The 16,840-nt window shown below is 71.3% G+C and carries 15 protein-coding genes; all 15 read left to right on the top strand.

The genetic code is table 11. The features are described from left to right. The first annotated feature begins 2 nt into the window (after positions 1 to 2). The 15 genes from ACFYXK_RS01435 (at position 3) to ACFYXK_RS01365 (ending at position 16,769) form a co-directional block, all read left to right on the top strand. Positions 3 to 263 (top strand): hypothetical protein, encoded by a 261-nt coding sequence (locus ACFYXK_RS01435; RefSeq protein WP_389409299.1) that lies wholly within the window; start codon positions 3 to 5, stop codon positions 261 to 263. After that, positions 260 to 2,257 carry a peptidoglycan D,D-transpeptidase FtsI family protein gene (locus ACFYXK_RS01430; RefSeq protein WP_389409298.1) on the top strand — a complete coding sequence of 666 codons (1,998 nt, stop codon included), beginning with the start codon at positions 260 to 262 and terminating at the stop codon, positions 2,255 to 2,257. The genes ACFYXK_RS01435 and ACFYXK_RS01430 overlap by 4 nt, the downstream gene beginning before the upstream one ends. Positions 2,258 to 2,303: 46 nt before the next feature. Further along, entirely contained in the window at positions 2,304 to 4,022 is a 1,719-nt protein-coding gene (locus ACFYXK_RS01425) for a UDP-N-acetylmuramoyl-L-alanyl-D-glutamate--2,6-diaminopimelate ligase (protein WP_389409297.1), read from the top strand. Further along, complete coding sequence (gene murF / locus ACFYXK_RS01420) at positions 4,019 to 5,443, top strand: UDP-N-acetylmuramoyl-tripeptide--D-alanyl-D-alanine ligase (RefSeq protein ID WP_383508167.1); 1,425 nt, start codon at positions 4,019 to 4,021, stop codon at positions 5,441 to 5,443. The genes ACFYXK_RS01425 and murF overlap by 4 nt, the downstream gene beginning before the upstream one ends. Further along, positions 5,440 to 6,510 (top strand): phospho-N-acetylmuramoyl-pentapeptide-transferase, encoded by a 1,071-nt coding sequence (gene mraY / locus ACFYXK_RS01415; protein ID WP_030291896.1) that lies wholly within the window; start codon positions 5,440 to 5,442, stop codon positions 6,508 to 6,510. Before murF ends, mraY begins: the two co-directional genes overlap by 4 nt. Beyond that, positions 6,492 to 7,919, top strand: coding sequence for a UDP-N-acetylmuramoyl-L-alanine--D-glutamate ligase (gene murD, locus ACFYXK_RS01410; RefSeq protein ID WP_389409296.1), 1,428 nt, complete (start codon positions 6,492 to 6,494; stop codon positions 7,917 to 7,919). The genes mraY and murD overlap by 19 nt, the downstream gene beginning before the upstream one ends. Positions 7,920 to 7,999: 80 nt before the next feature. Further along, positions 8,000 to 9,415 (top strand): putative lipid II flippase FtsW, encoded by a 1,416-nt coding sequence (gene ftsW / locus ACFYXK_RS01405; protein ID WP_389409295.1) that lies wholly within the window; start codon positions 8,000 to 8,002, stop codon positions 9,413 to 9,415. A 6-nt stretch (positions 9,416 to 9,421) separates the two neighbouring features. Further along, on the top strand, positions 9,422 to 10,516 hold the full coding sequence (gene murG, locus ACFYXK_RS01400) for an undecaprenyldiphospho-muramoylpentapeptide beta-N-acetylglucosaminyltransferase (protein ID WP_363175106.1): 1,095 nt from the start codon (positions 9,422 to 9,424) through the stop codon (positions 10,514 to 10,516). 16 nt (positions 10,517 to 10,532) lie between these two features. Beyond that, complete coding sequence (locus ACFYXK_RS01395) at positions 10,533 to 11,393, top strand: cell division protein FtsQ/DivIB (protein ID WP_389409294.1); 861 nt, start codon at positions 10,533 to 10,535, stop codon at positions 11,391 to 11,393. A gap of 280 nt (positions 11,394 to 11,673) precedes the next feature. Then, complete coding sequence (gene ftsZ / locus ACFYXK_RS01390; RefSeq protein ID WP_389409293.1) at positions 11,674 to 12,876, top strand: cell division protein FtsZ; 1,203 nt, start codon at positions 11,674 to 11,676, stop codon at positions 12,874 to 12,876. After that, positions 12,873 to 13,661 (top strand): peptidoglycan editing factor PgeF, encoded by a 789-nt coding sequence (gene pgeF, locus ACFYXK_RS01385; RefSeq protein ID WP_389409292.1) that lies wholly within the window; start codon positions 12,873 to 12,875, stop codon positions 13,659 to 13,661. Before ftsZ ends, pgeF begins: the two co-directional genes overlap by 4 nt. Further along, positions 13,648 to 14,367 (top strand): YggS family pyridoxal phosphate-dependent enzyme, encoded by a 720-nt coding sequence (locus ACFYXK_RS01380; RefSeq protein ID WP_383508189.1) that lies wholly within the window; start codon positions 13,648 to 13,650, stop codon positions 14,365 to 14,367. The genes pgeF and ACFYXK_RS01380 overlap by 14 nt, the downstream gene beginning before the upstream one ends. Positions 14,368 to 14,518: 151 nt before the next feature. Then, complete coding sequence (locus ACFYXK_RS01375; RefSeq protein ID WP_266630095.1) at positions 14,519 to 15,127, top strand: cell division protein SepF; 609 nt, start codon at positions 14,519 to 14,521, stop codon at positions 15,125 to 15,127. A gap of 60 nt (positions 15,128 to 15,187) precedes the next feature. After that, entirely contained in the window at positions 15,188 to 15,484 is a 297-nt protein-coding gene (locus tag ACFYXK_RS01370) for a YggT family protein (protein WP_030155988.1), read from the top strand. Between the two features lie 82 nt (positions 15,485 to 15,566). Then, on the top strand, positions 15,567 to 16,769 hold the full coding sequence (locus tag ACFYXK_RS01365) for a DivIVA domain-containing protein (protein WP_383508194.1): 1,203 nt from the start codon (positions 15,567 to 15,569) through the stop codon (positions 16,767 to 16,769). The last annotated feature ends 71 nt before the right edge of the window (positions 16,770 to 16,840 follow it).

Raw genomic sequence — 16,840 nt, 5'->3', positions numbered from 1 at the left:
TCGTGACGCGGACCCTCCCCCAGCTCCCGCCGGGGGTACCCCCGGCGGGACCGTCCCCCCGCGCCGGATCGCCGGCCCCCGCCGGGCCCGGCGGGCCGCCGGCGCTGCGCGGCGCCGCCGCGCACCCGCCCTTCCCCCGCTCCCGGACCCCGCACGGGTCCGCCGCCGTGCGCGGGGACCGGCCCCCGCACCCCCGCGCCACGATCGCCGGCGGGGCCGAAGCCGCCCCGGCAGCGGTACGGCCCCGCGGGGTGGTGGCGTGAGGGGGCAGGAGGGGCGGCGGCGGGTGCCCGGGCCGGGGCGGGCGCGGCCCGGCACCGGCGAGCGGGCGCGGGCCAGTTCGCGGCCCGCGACCCGGCGGCCCGCCCCCACGAGGCAGTCGCACACCATCCGCCTCGGCAGCCCCAAGCCCCGCCTGCGCCTCGTCAGCGTCGGGCTGACCCTCGTCATGCTCGCCTTCGTCGTGCGGCTGCTCCAGGTGCAGGCCGTCGACGCCTCTGCGTACTCCGCCAAGGCCTCCGAGAACCGCTTCGCCAGCTACACCCTGGCCGCGGAGCGCGGCGAGATCACCGACCGCAAGGGCGTCGCGCTCGCGACCAGCGTCGACGCGTACGACATCACCGCCGACCCGAAGATGTTCACCCCGCAGGAGAGCAAGGCCCCGGACGCCCCCGAGCAGGCCGCCGCCCTCCTCGCGCCCATCCTCGGCAAGGACGCCAAGGAGCTCGCCGCCCGCCTGAAGACGAAGAACACCCGCTACGTCGTCCTGGCCCGCCGCCAGACCCCCCAGGTCTGGAACCAGATCAAGGACCTCAAGCGGGTCTTCGCCGACAAGGCCGCCGCCGACAAGAAGAACAACGGCCCCGGCGCGAACGTCCTCGCCGGCGTGTTCAACGAGGACAGCAGCAAGCGCGTGTACCCGGGCGGGGACCTGGCCGCCGGGATACTGGGCTACGTCAACGCCGAGGGCAAGGGCGCCGGCGGGCTCGAGTCCTCCCTCGACAAGAAGCTGGCCGGCAAGGACGGCGCGATCACGTACGCCCAGTCCGGCGGCCGCCGCGTGCCCACCGCCGGGTCCAGCGAGAAGCCCGCCGTACCCGGCGAGGACATCGAGCTGACCATCGACCGCGACATCCAGTGGGCGGCGCAGAGCGCCATCACCGAGCAGGTCGCCAAGTCCGAGGCCGACCGCGGCTACGTCATCGTCCAGGACACCCGCACCGGAGAGGTGCTGGCCATGGCCAACGCCCCCGGCTTCGACCCCAACGACCTGTCGAAGGCCAGCTCCGCCGCCATGGGCAACGCGGCCCTCCAGGACGTCTACGAGCCCGGCTCCACCGCCAAGGTGATGTCGATGGCCGCCGTACTGGAGGAGAAGAAGGCCACCCCCGAGACCCACGTCGAGGTGCCCAACCGGCTGCACCGCGGCGACCGGCTGTTCAAGGACGACATCGACCACCCGACCTGGTACCTGACCCTCAACGGGGTCCTCGCCAAGTCCTCCAACATCGGCACCATCCTGGCCACCGGCCAGCTCGGCGCCACCCAGCCCGAGTCCAACCGGATCCTCTACTCGTACCTGAACAAGTTCGGCATCGGGCAGCCCACCGGCCTGAACTACCCGGGCGAGTCCCGCGGCATCCTCGCCCGGCCCGAGGCCTGGTCCACCTCCCAGCAGTACACGATCCCTTTCGGCCAGGGCCTCTCCCTCAACGCCATGCAGGCGGCCTCCGTGTACTCGACGATCGCCAATGGCGGAGTCCGGATCACGCCCACCCTGGTCCGCGGCACCAAGGGCCCCGACGGCCGCTTCACCCCGGCCCCGGCTCCCGAGCAGACCCGCGTGATCAGCCCGGAGACCGCCAAGACGCTCTCCGAGATGCTCGAGTCGGTCGTCGACGACCAGGAGGGAACCGGCACCAAGGCCCGCATCCCCGGCTACCGGGTCGGCGGCAAGACCGGCACCTCCAACCGGGTGGATCCGGCCACCGGCCGCTACAAGGGCTACACCGCCTCCTTCGCCGGCTTCGCGCCGGCCGACAGCCCGCGGATCACCGTCTACTGCGCCATCCAGAACCCCACCAAGGGCAGCTACTTCGGCGGTCAGATCTGCGGTCCGATCTACAAGAAGGTCATGGAGTTCGCCCTCAAGACCCTCCAGGTCGCCCCGACCGGAGGCGCCCCCGCCGGGCTCCCGGTCACCTTCGACGCCGGCCCCCAGCCCGCCCCCCAGCCCACCCCGCAGCCCGGCCAGTGACCCGGGCCGCCCCACCGGCCCGCCAGAAATCCGTGAGGCACCATCAGTGACAACGATCACCCCGAAACCCGGGAACCCGACGGCCGACGGTGGCGCGGCCGGGCCCTCACTTCGCGAGCGGCCCGCCGAGCCCGGTACGCTCACCGCCGTGCCCCACGCTGATCAGCCCAGAACCGCCCAGAAAGACGCCCCGGCAACGCCGCCGGGCGCGCCCCGGCCCCAGGCCGCCCGCCCGACACCCCTGGGCGAGCTGGCCACCCTGCTGGGCATCGAAGCCCCCGGCGCAGCCGCCGCGCAGCAGCCGCAGCCGCAGATCACCGGGATCACGCACGACTCCCGTGCCGTGCGTCCCGGCGACCTGTACGCGGCCCTGCCCGGCGCCAAGCTGCACGGCGCCGACTTCGCGGCCCAGGCGGCCGCACTGGGCGCCGCGGCCGTGCTGACCGACCCCGCGGGCGCCGAGCGCGCGGCCGCGACCGGCCTGCCGGTCCTCGCCGTCGACGGCCCCCGCGGCCGGATGGGCGAGCTCGCCGCCGCGATCTACGGCCGTCCCGGCGAGGACCTGCTCCAGATCGGCATCACCGGCACCTCCGGCAAGACCACCACGGCGTACCTCGTCGAGGGCGGTCTGCGCGGGGCCGGACGCAGCACCGGACTGGTCGGCACCGTCGAGATGCGCATCGGCGACGAGCGCATCAAGTCGGAGCGCACCACCCCCGAGGCCACCGACCTCCAGGCCCTGTTCGCGGTCATGCGCGAACGCGGGGTCGAGGCCGTCGCCATGGAGGTCTCCAGCCACGCCCTGGTGCTCGGCCGGGTCGACGGATGCGTCTTCGACGTCGCCGTCTTCAACAACCTGAGCCCGGAGCACATGGAGTTCCACGCGGACATGGAGGACTACTTCCAGGCCAAGGCGCAGCTCTTCACCGAGCGCCGCGCCCGGCTCGGGGTGGTCAACATCGACGACGAGTACGGCCGCCGCCTCGCCAAGGAGGCCTCGATCCCGGTGGTCACCTTCTCCGCCGAGGGCGACGCGGCCGCCGACTGGCGCGCCGAGGACGTGGTGTTCGGGCACATGGACTCCACGCTGACCGTGGTCGGACCGGAGGGACAGCGCGTACGGGCCACGGCCCCGCTGCCCGGCCCGTTCAACGTCGCCAACACCGTCGCCGCGATCGTCACGCTCGCCGCCGCCGGCCTCGACCCGCAGACCGCCGCCGACGGCGTCGCGGCGGTCCCCGGGGTCCCCGGCCGCCTCGAGCGCGTGGACGCGGGCCAGCCGTACCTCGCGGTCGTCGACTACGCGCACAAGACGGACGCCGTCGAATCGGTGCTGCGCGCCCTGCGCGAGGTCACCACCGGCAAGCTGCACATCGTGCTCGGCTGCGGCGGCGACCGCGACACCACCAAGCGCGCCCCGATGGGCGCCGCGGCCGCCCGGTTCGCCGACACCGCCGTGCTGACCTCCGACAACCCGCGCTCCGAGGACCCCCTCGCGATCCTCGCCGCTATGTTCGAGGGCGCCGTGTCCGTACCCGCCGAAGAGCGCGGCACGGTCCTCGTCGACGCCGACCGGGCCGCGGCCGTCGCGGCCGCCGTCGCCCGCGCCGAGCCCGGCGACACGGTGCTGGTGGCCGGCAAGGGCCACGAGCAGGGCCAGGAAACCGCTGGCGTCGTACGGCCCTTCGACGACCGTGCGGTGCTCCGCGCCGCGATCGAACGCCAGCAAGGCAGCAACGTCCGACAGGCCGAGGTGAACCAGTGATCGCCCTTTCCCTCGCCGAGATCGCCGACATCACCGGCGGGCGGCCCCACGACATACCGGATGCGTCCGTGCGGATCACCGGGCCCGTCGTCATCGACTCCCGCCAGGTGGAGGCCGGCAGCCTGTTCGCCGCGTTCGCCGGCGAGCACGTCGACGGCCACGACTACGCCGAGCGCGCGGTCGCCTCCGGAGCCGCGGCCGTCCTCGCCGCCCGGCCCGTCGGCGTCCCCGCGATCGTCGTCGCCGATGTCGAGAAGGCCCTCGGGGCCCTCGCCCGCGCGGTCGTCGAGCGGCTCGGCACCGACGTGGTGGCCCTGACCGGCTCCGCCGGCAAGACCTCCACCAAGGACCTCATCGCACAGGTGCTCCAGGCCCACGCACCGACCGTGTGGACCCCGGGCTCCCTCAACAACGAGATCGGCCTGCCGCTCACCGCGCTGCGCGCCACGGAGGAAACCCGGCACCTGGTGCTGGAGATGGGCGCCCGCGGCATCGGGCACATCGACTACCTCACCGGCCTGACCCCGCCGCGCATCGGACTCGTCCTCAACGTCGGGACCGCCCACATCGGCGAGTTCGGCGGCCGCGAGCAGATCGCCCAGGCCAAGGGCGAGCTGGTCGAGGCCCTGCCGTCCGAGGCCGAGGGCGGAGTCGCCGTCCTCAACGCCGACGACCCGCTGGTGCGCGCGATGTCCGCCCGGACGAAGGCCCGTACGGTGCTCTTCGGCGAGGCCGACGACGCCGACGTACGGGCCACGGAAGTCCGGATGACACCGGCAGGACAACCCTCCTTCACACTCCACACACCCACCGGGTGCGGCGAAGTGACCTTGCGCCTGTACGGTGAGCACCACGTGTCGAACGCGCTCGCCGCGGCCGCCGTCGCCCATGTACTGGGCATGTCCGTGGAGGAGATCGCCACCGCGCTCTCCGAGGCGGGCACCTTGTCCCGGTGGCGGATGGAGGTCACCGAGCGGGCGGACGGCGTGACGATCGTCAACGACGCCTACAACGCGAATCCCGAGTCCATGCGGGCCGCTCTGCGCGCGCTTGCCGCGATGGGCGGCGCCGCCAGGGCCGACGGGGGACGTACGTGGGCGGTGCTCGGTCCCATGGCCGAGCTCGGGGACGCATCGTTGGCCGAGCACGATGCGGTGGGACGGCTTGCCGTCCGGCTCAACGTGAGCAAGCTCGTCGCAGTCGGGGGCAGGGAAGCGTCCTGGCTGCAACTGGGCGCATATAACGAGGGTTCGTGGGGTGAGGAGTCGGTGGTCGTGTCCGACGCGCAGGCGGCGATCGACCTGTTGCGCAGTGAACTGCGCCCGGGTGACGTCGTGCTGGTGAAGGCTTCCAGGTCGGTCGGCCTGGAGCGGGTCGCTCTGGCGCTGCTGGCCGGCGGGGGCGAGGTCGCCGACCGATGAGGCAGATCCTCTTCGCCGGTGTCATCGGCATGTTCCTGACCGTGATCGGCACCCCGCTGCTGATCAAGCTGCTGGCCCGCAAGGGCTACGGCCAGTTCATCCGCGACGACGGCCCGCGCGGCCACGCCGGGAAGAAGGGCACGCCCACCATGGGCGGCATCTCCTTCATCCTGGCGACGATCATCGCGTACGCCCTGACGAAGGTGATCACGGGCAGTCAGCCCACGTTCTCCGGCGTGCTGGTGCTCTTCCTGATGGCCGGCATGGGCCTCGTCGGCTACCTCGACGACTACATCAAGATCGTCAAGCGCCGCTCGCTCGGTCTGCGGGCCAAGGCCAAGATGGCCGGCCAGCTGATCGTCGGCATCGCCTTCGCGGTGCTCGCGCTGCAGTTCAAGGACGCCCGGGGCAACGCCCCGGCCTCCACCAAGCTGTCGTTCGTCACGGACTTCGGCTGGTCGATCGGCCCGGTGCTGTTCGTGGTCTGGGCGCTGTTCATGATCCTGGCCATGTCCAACGGCGTGAACCTGACCGACGGTCTGGACGGCCTGGCCACCGGCGCCGCGGTGATGGTCTTCGGCGCCTACACCTTCATCGGCGTCTGGCAGTTCCAGGAGTCGTGCGCCAACGCGCAGACCCTGACGAACCCCAACGCGTGCTTCGAGGTACGAGATCCGCTGGACCTCGCGATCGTCGCCTCCGCGCTGATGGGCGCCTGCTTCGGCTTCCTGTGGTGGAACACCTCGCCCGCCAAGATCTTCATGGGTGACACCGGCTCGCTGGCCCTCGGCGGCGCCCTCGCCGGTCTCGCGATCTGCTCCCGCACGGAGTTCCTGATCGCCCTCCTCGGCGGCCTCTTCGTCCTCATCACCATGTCGGTCGTCATCCAGGTCGGCTCCTTCAAGCTCACCGGGAAGCGCGTCTTCCGGATGGCCCCGCTGCAGCACCACTTCGAACTGAAGGGGTGGTCCGAGGTCCTGGTGGTGGTCCGGTTCTGGATCATCCAGGGCATGTGCGTGATCGTGGGTCTCGGACTCTTCTACGCGGGATGGGCAGCGGACAAGTGACCTCCTGGCAGGGCAAGAACATCACCGTCGCCGGTCTCGGCGTGAGCGGCATCAGTGCCGCCCGCGCCCTGGCCGGCCTCGGCGCTTCGGTGACCGTGGTGGACGGCGGCGACAGCGAGGGCCACCGCGCCCGGGCCGCCGAACTCGGCGAGCTGGGCATCTCCGTACGGCTCGCCGATGCCGAGACGCTGCCGAAGGGCACCGACCTGGTCGTCACCTCGCCCGGCTGGAAGCCCGACAGCCCGCTGTTCGCCGCGGCCGCCGAGGCCGGCGTGGAGGTCGTGGGCGACGTCGAGATCGCCTGGCAGCTGCGCGGCCCGGACGCGGCGCCGTGGCTGGCGATCACCGGTACCAACGGCAAGACGACCACGACCCAGATGCTCGCGTCGATCCTGAAGGCCGCGGGGCTGAAGACCGCGGCCGTCGGCAACATCGGCACCCCGATCATCGACGTGGTGCTCGGCGAGGAGAAGTACGACGTGCTCGCCGTCGAACTCTCCAGCTACCAGCTGCACTGGGCGCCCTCGCTGCGCGCCCACTCGGCGGCCGTGCTCAACCTGGCCCCCGACCACCTCGACTGGCACGGCTCGATGGAGGCGTACGCCGCCGACAAGGGCCGCATCTACGAGGGCAACACGGTGGCCTGCGTCTACAACGTCGCCGACCCGGCCACCGAGGCCCTGGTCGCCCTGGCGGACGTGGAGGAGGGCTGCCGGGCGATCGGCTTCACCCTCGGCGCCCCCGGCCCCTCCATGCTCGGCGTCGTCGACGGCATCCTCGTCGACCGCGCGTTCGTCGAGAACCGGCAGAAGAACGCCCAGGAGCTCGCCGAGGTCAAGGACGTCAACCCGCCGGCCCCGCACAACATCGCCAACGCGCTCGCCGCGGCGGCCCTGGCCCGCGCCTTCGGCGTCGCGCCGCGCGCGGTCCGCGACGGGCTGCGCGACTTCCGCCCCGACGCGCACCGCGTCGCGTACGTGGACGAGGTCGCGGGGGTCACGTACATCGACGACTCCAAGGCCACCAACACGCACGCCGCCGAGGCCTCCCTGGCCGCCTTCGAGCCCGTCGTGTGGATCGCCGGCGGCCTCGCCAAGGGCGCGACCTTCGACGAGCTCGTCCAGAAGTCGGCGAAGCGGCTGCGGGGCGCGGTGCTGATCGGCGCCGACCGGGCGCTGATCGCCGAGGCGCTGGCGCGACACGCCCCCGAGGTCCCGGTCGTCGACCTCGAGCGGACCGACACTGGGGCGATGCTCGCAGCGGTCCGGGAAGCGGCCCGGCTCGCGGAGCCCGGCGACACGGTTCTGCTGGCACCGGCCTGTGCCTCGATGGACATGTTCGCGAACTACAACAAGCGCGGGGACGCATTCGCGGACGCGGTGCGCGAACTGGCCGCCGAGGGCGCGTAGGTCCGGCCGGTCGGTTCTCAGGCCGGCGAGTCCTCCCCGACCGGCTGCTCGCCTCGTACGAGTGGAGGGGAAGGTCACACATGCCGGCCAAGCAAGTGCTGCCCGGGCGGCGGCCGTCCGCCGTGAAGGCCGTCAAGTCCGTCAAGAACGCGAAACCCGCCAAGTCCGCCAGGACGGTCAAGGCGCAGGGCCGCAGGCGTCCGGCGATGGGTGTGCGGCGGCCCGCCGGGCGCGGGCCGCTGGAGCGCATCCGGCGTACGCAGCGGCAGTTGCGCAAGGCCTGGGACCGGCCCCTCACCGCGTATTACCTGATTTTCGGCAGCTCGCTGCTCATCACCGTGCTCGGCCTGGTGATGGTCTACTCGGCATCGATGATCAAAGCGCTCCAGCTGGGCCTGGGAGACGCGTACTTCTTCAAGAAGCAGTTCCTGGCAGCCCTGATCGGCACCGGGCTGCTGCTGGTCGCCTCGCGGATGCCGGTCAAACTGCACCGGGCGCTGTCCTATCCCGTGCTCGCGGGAACCTTGTTCCTCATGGTCCTGGTCCAGGTCCCCGGGATAGGGGTGGCGATCAACGGCAACCAGAATTGGATCTCCCTTGGTGGTCCGTTCATGCTCCAGCCCAGTGAGTTCGGCAAGCTGGCACTGATCCTCTGGGGCGCCGACCTGCTGGCCCGCAAGGGCGACAAGGAGCTGCTGAGCCAGTGGAAGCACCTGCTGGTGCCGCTGGTCCCGGTGGCCTTCCTGCTGCTCGGGCTGATCATGCTGGGCGGGGACATGGGCACCGCGATGATCCTCGGGGCCATCCTGTTCGGCCTGCTGTGGCTGGCGGGGGCCCCGACGCGGATGTTCGTCGCGGTGCTGGCGTTCGCGGGTGTGATCGTCGCACTGCTGATCAAGACCAGTCCGCACCGGATGGACCGGCTCGCCTGCATCGGCGCGACGGATCCCGGTCGGGGCGACCTGTGCTGGCAGGCCGTGCACGGGATCTACGCCCTCGCATCCGGCGGATGGTTCGGTTCCGGTTTGGGTGCCAGTGTGGAAAAATGGGGGCAACTGCCCGAAGCCCATACCGACTTCATCTTCGCCATCACCGGGGAGGAACTGGGTCTGGCAGGGACGCTGTCGGTACTCGCCCTGTTCGCGGCTCTAGGCTATGCGGGTATCCGCGTGGCCGGACGCACGGAGGACTCCTTCGTACGGTATGCCGCGGGAGGCGTGACCACCTGGATCACGGCCCAGGCCGTGATCAACATCGGTGCGGTGCTCGGTCTGCTGCCGATCGCCGGAGTCCCGCTCCCGCTGTTCTCGTACGGCGGGTCCGCGCTGCTGCCGACGATGTTCGCGGTCGGACTGCTCATCGCCTTCGCGCGGGAGGAGCCGGCGGCGCGCGCGGCGCTCGCGATGCGCCAGCCGAAGACCGGCTGGAAGCGGACCGGGCAGAGATGGAAGTCGATGAGACGGAGCGTCAAGAGGCGTCCGTCCGGAGAGCGGTGAATTTCGGTGCATGTCGTACTCGCCGGTGGGGGGACCGCCGGCCACATCGAGCCGGCGCTCGCCCTCGCGGACGCCCTGCGCAGGCAGGACCCTTCCGTGGGCATCACCGCCCTCGGCACGGAGCGCGGGCTCGAAACCCGCCTCGTGCCCGAGCGCGGCTATGAGCTGGGGCTGATCCCGGCCGTCCCGCTGCCCCGCAAGCCCACCCCCGAGCTGATCACCGTCCCCGGACGGCTGCGCGGCACGATCAAGGCCGCCGAGGAGATCCTGGAGCGCACCAAGGCCGACTGCGTCGTCGGCTTCGGGGGCTACGTGGCCCTGCCCGGCTACCTCGCCGCCAAGCGGCTCGGGGTGCCGATCATCGTCCACGAGGCCAACGCCCGGCCGGGACTGGCCAACAAGATCGGCTCCCGCTACGCGCACGCCGTCGCGGTCTCCACCCCCGACAGCAAGCTGCGCGGCGCCCGCTACGTGGGCATCCCGCTGCGCCGCAGCATCTCCACCCTGGACCGGGCCGCGGTCCGCCCGGAGGCGCGCGCCGCCTTCGGCCTGGACCCCAACCTGCCGACCCTGCTGGTCTCCGGCGGCTCGCAGGGCGCCCGCCGCCTCAACGAGACCATCCAGCAGGTCGCTCCGACCCTCCAGCGCTCCGGGATCCAGATCCTGCACGCGGTCGGCCCGAAGAACGAACTGCCGCGTGTCGACAACATGCCCGGGATGCCGCCGTATGTGCCGGTACCGTACGTGGACCGGATGGATCTCGCGTACGCCGCCGCCGACATGATGCTGTGCCGTGCGGGCGCGATGACCGTCGCCGAACTGTCCGCCGTCGGGCTGCCCGCCGCGTACGTCCCGCTGCCGATCGGCAACGGCGAACAGCGGCTCAACGCCCAGCCGGTGGTCAAGGCCGGCGGCGGCCTGCTCGTCGACGACGCGGAGCTGACGCCCGAGTGGGTGCTCAGCCAGGTCCTCCCGGTGCTCGCCGACCCGCACCGCCTGTACGAGATGTCCCGCGCCGCCGCCGAGTTCGGCCGCCGGGACGCCGACGAGCTGCTGGTCGCGATGGTGTACGAGGCGATCGCCGCCCACAGGAACCGCTAGCGCAGGAGGCACAGGAGTGGCCGGAGCGACCACCGCACAGCGCGGCAATTCCGGGTCCGCCCGGAAGGGCAAGGGCTCCGGCTCTCCCAAACCGCCCAAGCCGCCCAGGTCGTCGGGCCCGTTGAAGGGTTCCGGCCCGCGAGGCCCCGGTCTGCAGCGCCTCGTCCGGCGCATGCGGCACCGGGGCCCCGTGCTGCTCTGCCTCCTCGCCGCGGTCTTCCTCGTCGGCGGCGGCAGCTGGGTGCTCTACGGCTCCTCCTGGCTCCGGGTCGAGAAGGTGACCGCAAGCGGAACCGGGGTGCTGACCCCCGAGCAGGTGCTGGCCGCCGCTGCCGTACCGGTCGGGGCGCCGCTGGTGACCGTGGACACCGACGAGATCGCGGCCCGGGTCCGCAGCCGGCTGCCCCGCGTCGATTCGGTCGATGTGGTGCGCGCCTGGCCGCACGGGATCGGGCTGAAAGTGACGGAGCGCAAACCGGTCCTCCTCATCAAAAAGGACGCCAACTTCGTGGAAGTGGACGCTTCGGGTGTGCGATTCGACACGGTTCCGAAAGCACCCGCGGGCGTTCCGGTCCTCGAATTGTCCGCGGCGCAGTCGCCGAGCGGCCGCCGCTTCGACGAGGAGCGGCTGTTGCGCGAGGCGGTGGGCGTCGCCGGAGACCTCCCCGAGGCGGTCGCCAAGGAGACCGTGCAGGTCAAGGTGGGGTCCTACGACTCGGTCGTACTGGAGTTGGCCCGGGGGCGGACCGTCGTGTGGGGGAGCGGCGAACAGGGCGAGGCGAAGGGCCGTGCGCTGACGGCCCTGCTGAAAGCGGCGCCCAAGGCTGACCGCTTTGACGTGAGCGTCCCCACCGCCCCTGCGGTGTCCGGGAGTTGACGTCGGGTCCAACAGCGACGCACCCTGGTTGGCCACCGATACGGGTGATCACATAGGGTGAAAAGAAAAACGGGAGGTTCGGCGTGTTCGTTGAACACGCGCTACTTGTCGACTTAGTGTCCTGTTCGGAAGAGTCCAGGGAACAGACACACTCTTAACCCTAAACTTCAGGGTTAGGGTTCGGGTCGGCGCGTTCGGACCGTCCCACATTTCGGCATCAGTCGTCGCAACGCAGGCCCGCGAGGCGGCGACACGTAACTCGAGGCGAGAGGCCTTCGACGTGGCAGCACCGCAGAACTACCTCGCAGTCATCAAGGTCATCGGTGTCGGCGGCGGTGGTGTCAATGCCATCAACCGAATGATCGAGGTCGGTCTCAAGGGCGTCGAGTTCATCGCCATCAACACGGACGCCCAGGCGCTGTTGATGAGCGACGCCGACGTCAAGCTCGACGTCGGCCGTGAACTCACCCGGGGCCTCGGCGCCGGCGCCAACCCGGCAGTCGGTCGCAAGGCGGCAGAGGACCACCGCGAGGAGATCGAGGAGGTCCTCAAGGGGGCCGACATGGTCTTCGTCACCGCCGGCGAAGGCGGCGGCACCGGCACCGGCGGCGCACCCGTCGTCGCCAACATCGCGCGCTCGCTCGGCGCCCTGACCATCGGTGTGGTCACCCGGCCGTTCACCTTCGAGGGCCGGCGCCGCGCGAACCAGGCGGAGGACGGCATCGCCGAGCTCCGCGAAGAGGTCGACACCCTCATCGTCATCCCCAACGACCGGCTGCTGTCCATCTCGGACCGCCAGGTCTCGGTCCTGGACGCCTTCAAGTCGGCCGACCAGGTCCTGCTCTCGGGTGTCCAGGGCATCACCGACCTCATCACCACCCCGGGTCTGATCAACCTCGACTTCGCCGACGTCAAGTCCGTGATGTCCGAGGCCGGCTCGGCCCTCATGGGCATCGGCTCCGCCCGCGGCGACGACCGCGCCGTGGCCGCCGCCGAGATGGCCATCTCCTCGCCGCTGCTGGAGGCGTCCATCGACGGCGCCCGCGGCGTGCTGCTCTCCATCTCCGGCGGCTCGGACCTCGGCCTCTTCGAGATCAACGAGGCCGCGCAGCTGGTCAGCGAGGCCGCCCACCCCGAGGCGAACATCATCTTCGGCGCCGTCATCGACGACGCGCTCGGCGACGAGGTACGGGTCACCGTCATCGCCGCCGGCTTCGACGGCGGACAGCCCCCGGCCCGCAGGGACAACGTCATCGGTGCCGCGTCCACCAAGCGCGAGGAGCCGGCCCCGGCGCCGGTCCGCGCGGCCGAGCCGGTGCGCCCGGCGTTCGGCGGACTGGGCACGGTCACCCCGCGCGAAGAGCCGGCCCCGGTCGAGGCGGTTCCGGCCGAGGCCGCGGCCCCCGCGCCGCAGGTCCCGACGGCCCGGCCGTACCAGGACAGCCCGGCCGAGGAACTGGACGTTCCGGACTTCTTGAAGTGACGCTGGACCAGCACATCGAGAACGGCGCCCACTTCGCCTTCACCGACCGGTGGGGCGGGGTGAGCGCCGTTCCGTACGAGGAGCTCAATCTCGGCGGCGCGGTCGGAGACGACCCCACCGCCGTTCTCGCGAACCGGGCGGCCGCGGCCGGAGCCCTGGGCATCGAGCCGGACCACGTGGTCTGGATGAACCAGGTGCACGGCAAGGACGTGGCGGTGGTCCCCGGACCCTGGGGCCCCGCCGCCGACGTCCCGGCGGTGGACGCGGTGGTGACCGCGCGTCGGGGGGTCGCCCTCGCGGTGCTCACCGCGGACTGCACCCCGGTCCTGCTGGCCGACCCCGTCGCCGGGGTCGCGGGAGCGGCCCACGCGGGCCGGCCCGGACTGGTCGCCGGGGTCGTTCCGGCCGCGGTGGAGGCGATGGTCTCCCTGGGGGCCGAGCCGGGGCGGATCATCGCCCGTACCGGCCCCGCGATCTGCGGCCGCTGCTACGAGGTGCCGGCCGAGATGCGGGACGCGGTCGCCGAGGCGGTACCGGCCGCCTACGGCGAGACGAGTTGGGGGACGCCGTCCGTCGACGTGGTCGCCGGGGTGCACGCCCAGCTCGCGGAGGCGGGGGTGGTGAACCTGCACCGCTCGCCGGTCTGCACACTGGAGTCGCGGGACCACTTCTCGTACCGCCGCGACCGGGTGACCGGGCGGCTTGCCGGATATGTCTGGTTGACAGAGCTTTCCCGGGGGGAAACCCCCGGACCCCCGGGGGAAAAGAAGAATGACGGATCGTAAGTCGGAGCTCGCGGAGAACCTCGCGCGGGTGGAGGAACGCATCTCGTCCGCCTGCGCGGCCGCGGGACGCGGACGGGACGAGGTCACCCTCATCGTCGTCACCAAGACCTACCCCGCGAGCGACGTACGACTGCTGGCGGACCTGGGGGTCCGTCATGTGGCCGAGAATCGCGACCAGGATGCCGCCCCCAAGGCCGTGGCCTGCGCGGATCTGCCGCTCAGCTGGCATTTCGTGGGCCAGTTGCAGACGAACAAAGTCCGTTCCGTGGCGGGATACGCGCATGTGGTGCAGTCGGTCGACCGGCCGAAGCTCGTCACGGCGCTCTCGGCGGCCGCGGAGGCGGCCGGACGCGAACTCGGCTGCCTCGTACAGATCGCCCTCGACGCCGAGTCGGGGGAGCGCGGCACCCGGGGCGGCGCCGCTCCGGAGCAGCTCGCCGAACTCGCGGACCTCGTGGCCGGGGCGCCCGGACTGCGGATCGACGGTCTGATGACCGTGGCTCCGCTGGCCGGGCCCTACGCGGGACGCGAACAGGCCGCTTTCGAGCGGCTGGTGGAATTGTCATCCCGCCTGCGCGCGGACCATCCGACTGCCACGATGGTGTCGGCCGGGATGAGTGCAGACCTGGAACAGGCCGTTGCGGCCGGTGCGACACATGTACGCGTCGGCACTGCGGTACTCGGCGCGAGACCCCGGCTCGGGTAACGTCGCGAAGAAAGTCGGACCACAGCAGAAAATATGGTCATTACCGCTGATGGGCGGACGGACCACGTGGATCGCGGGCAGTTGGTGACTTTGGTGACACAGCGACACACCTGCGACAGGGCGATCCACCACAGAGCGGAGGACTCAGAGAATGGCCGGCGCGATGCGCAAGATGGCGGTCTACCTCGGCCTCGTGGAGGACGACCGGTACGACAACCCGGGGTACGACCCCGACGACGAGTTCGAGCCCGAGCCGGAACCGGAGCGGGATCGCCGGCGCCAGCAACCCGTGCACCAACCGCCCGTAACGGACGAACCGGTACGAGTTACCCAGCCTCCGGCGCAACGGGAACCCATCCCATTGCCGCTGGAAAACGGACGTCCTGCGCGAATTGCCCCCGTGGCATCCATCACACCTGAACGCTCGAACCTGGAGAAGAACGCCCCCGTGATCATGCCCAAGGTCGTCTCCGAGCGGGAGCCGTACCGCATCACGACGCTGCACCCCCGGACCTACAACGAGGCCCGTACCATCGGGGAACACTTCCGTGAGGGCACTCCGGTGATCATGAACCTCACGGAGATGGACGACACGGACGCGAAGCGACTTGTCGACTTCGCCGCCGGCCTCGTCTTCGGCCTGCACGGCAGCATTGAACGCGTGACACAGAAGGTGTTCCTGCTGTCGCCTGCTAACGTCGATGTCACGGCGGAGGACAAGGCCCGCATCGCGGAGGGCGGGTTCTTCAACCAAAGCTAGACCGATCCGTCAGACACGGGGCCGGGGACAGAGCGAGAGCAGGGGAGAGGGAAGCGCGGGATGGGCGTCGCACTGCAGGTGGTCTATATCGCGCTGATGTGCTTCCTTATCGTGCTGATCTTCCGACTGGTGATGGACTACGTCTTCCAGTTCGCACGTTCATGGACACCCGGCAAGGCGATGGTGGTCGTCCTTGAGGCCACCTACACTGTCACCGATCCACCGCTCAAGCTTCTCCGGCGATTCATTCCGCCGTTGCGTCTCGGGGGCGTGGCACTCGACCTGTCCTTCTTCGTTCTGATGATCATCGTTTACATCCTCATCAGTTTCGTGAGCACCGCTGCGAGAAGCGTGTGAACGATGAGCTTCCCCGCAGGCGCGGGGACAGTCCCGATACGGTCCTGCCGACTGCCGACGACTACGTAGAGGTGAAGAAGACATGCCGCTGACTCCCGAGGACGTGCGGAACAAGCAGTTCACGACCGTCCGCCTCCGAGAAGGCTATGACGAGGACGAGGTCGATGCCTTCCTCGACGAGGTCGAGTCCGAACTGACGCGCCTGCTGCGCGAGAACGAGGACCTGCGCGCCAAGCTGGCCGCCGCCACGCGTGCCGCCGCGCAGAACCAGCAGCAGCAGGGCATGCGCAAGCCGGAACCCCAGGACCAGCGCGGCCCCGGCGGCCCCGGTGCCCCCGTGCCCGCGGCCATATCCGGCCCGCCGGCGCAGCAGGGCCCGCCGCAGATGGGCCCGCCGCAGCTTCCGGGCGGCCAGCCGCAGCTTCCGGCCGGCCCCGGTGGACACGGACCGCAGGGTCCGGGCGGTCCGGGCCCGATGGGCGGCCCCATGCACACCATGGGTGGCCAGCAGCAGATGGGCCAGCAGTCCATGGGCGGCCAGAACCCGCTCGGCCAGCAGATGCAGCCCATGGGCCAGCAGATGCAGCCGATGGGCCAGCAGATGCAGCCCATGGGGCAGCAGATGCAGCAGATGCAGCAGCCGCAGCAGCTTCCGCAGCAGGGCCCCGGTGGCGACAGCGCCGCCCGCGTCCTGTCGCTGGCGCAGCAGACCGCCGACCAGGCGATCGCGGAGGCCCGCTCCGAGGCCAACAAGATCGTCGGCGAGGCTCGCAGCCGTGCCGAAGGCCTGGAGCGGGACGCCCGAGCCAAGGCCGACGCGCTGGAGCGGGACGCGCAGGAGAAGCACCGCGTCGCGATGGGCTCCCTGGAGTCCGCCCGCGCCACGCTGGAGCGCAAGGTCGAGGACCTGCGGGGCTTCGAGCGTGAGTACCGTACGCGTCTGAAGTCCTACCTGGAGTCGCAGCTGCGCCAGCTCGAGACCCAGGCCGACGACTCCCTGGCTCCGCCGCGCAACCCGGCCGGTCCGGCGCTGCCGCCGTCGCCCACGCCGTCGATGGCTCCGGCCGGAGCGATGGGCCACTCGATGGGTGCCCCGTCGCCCATGGGCGGTCCCTCGCCGATGGGTGGCCCGTCCCCGATGGGCGGCCCCTCGTACGGTGGTCAGCAGCAGATGTCTCCCGCGATGACGCAGCCGATGGCTCCGGTGCGGCCGACCGGTCCGCAGCCGATGCAGCAGGCGCCGTCGCCGATGCGGGGCTTCCTGATCGACGAGGACGACAACTAGGCGGTTCGCCCTGCGGGCGGCGTCAGCAGTCACGGGCCGGGCCCGGGTTCCCCACGGAACCCGGGCCCGGC

Origin of the sequence: Streptomyces sp. NPDC002209 (assembly GCF_042890265.1) — a bacterium.
GTDB lineage: Bacteria > Actinomycetota > Actinomycetes > Streptomycetales > Streptomycetaceae > Streptomyces.
This window is presented reverse-complemented; position numbering and strand designations above follow the sequence as displayed.

Coding starts and splice junctions, on each gene's coding strand:
- mraY (WP_030291896.1), top strand. CDS start 5,440: ATGAGGCAGATCCTCTTCGCCGGTGTCATCGGCATGTTCCTGACCGTG.
- murD (WP_389409296.1), top strand. CDS start 6,492: ATGGGCAGCGGACAAGTGACCTCCTGGCAGGGCAAGAACATCACCGTC.
- ftsW (WP_389409295.1), top strand. CDS start 8,000: ATGCCGGCCAAGCAAGTGCTGCCCGGGCGGCGGCCGTCCGCCGTGAAG.
- ACFYXK_RS01380 (WP_383508189.1), top strand. CDS start 13,648: ATGACGGATCGTAAGTCGGAGCTCGCGGAGAACCTCGCGCGGGTGGAG.
- ACFYXK_RS01375 (WP_266630095.1), top strand. CDS start 14,519: ATGGCCGGCGCGATGCGCAAGATGGCGGTCTACCTCGGCCTCGTGGAG.
- ACFYXK_RS01370 (WP_030155988.1), top strand. CDS start 15,188: ATGGGCGTCGCACTGCAGGTGGTCTATATCGCGCTGATGTGCTTCCTT.
- ACFYXK_RS01365 (WP_383508194.1), top strand. CDS start 15,567: ATGCCGCTGACTCCCGAGGACGTGCGGAACAAGCAGTTCACGACCGTC.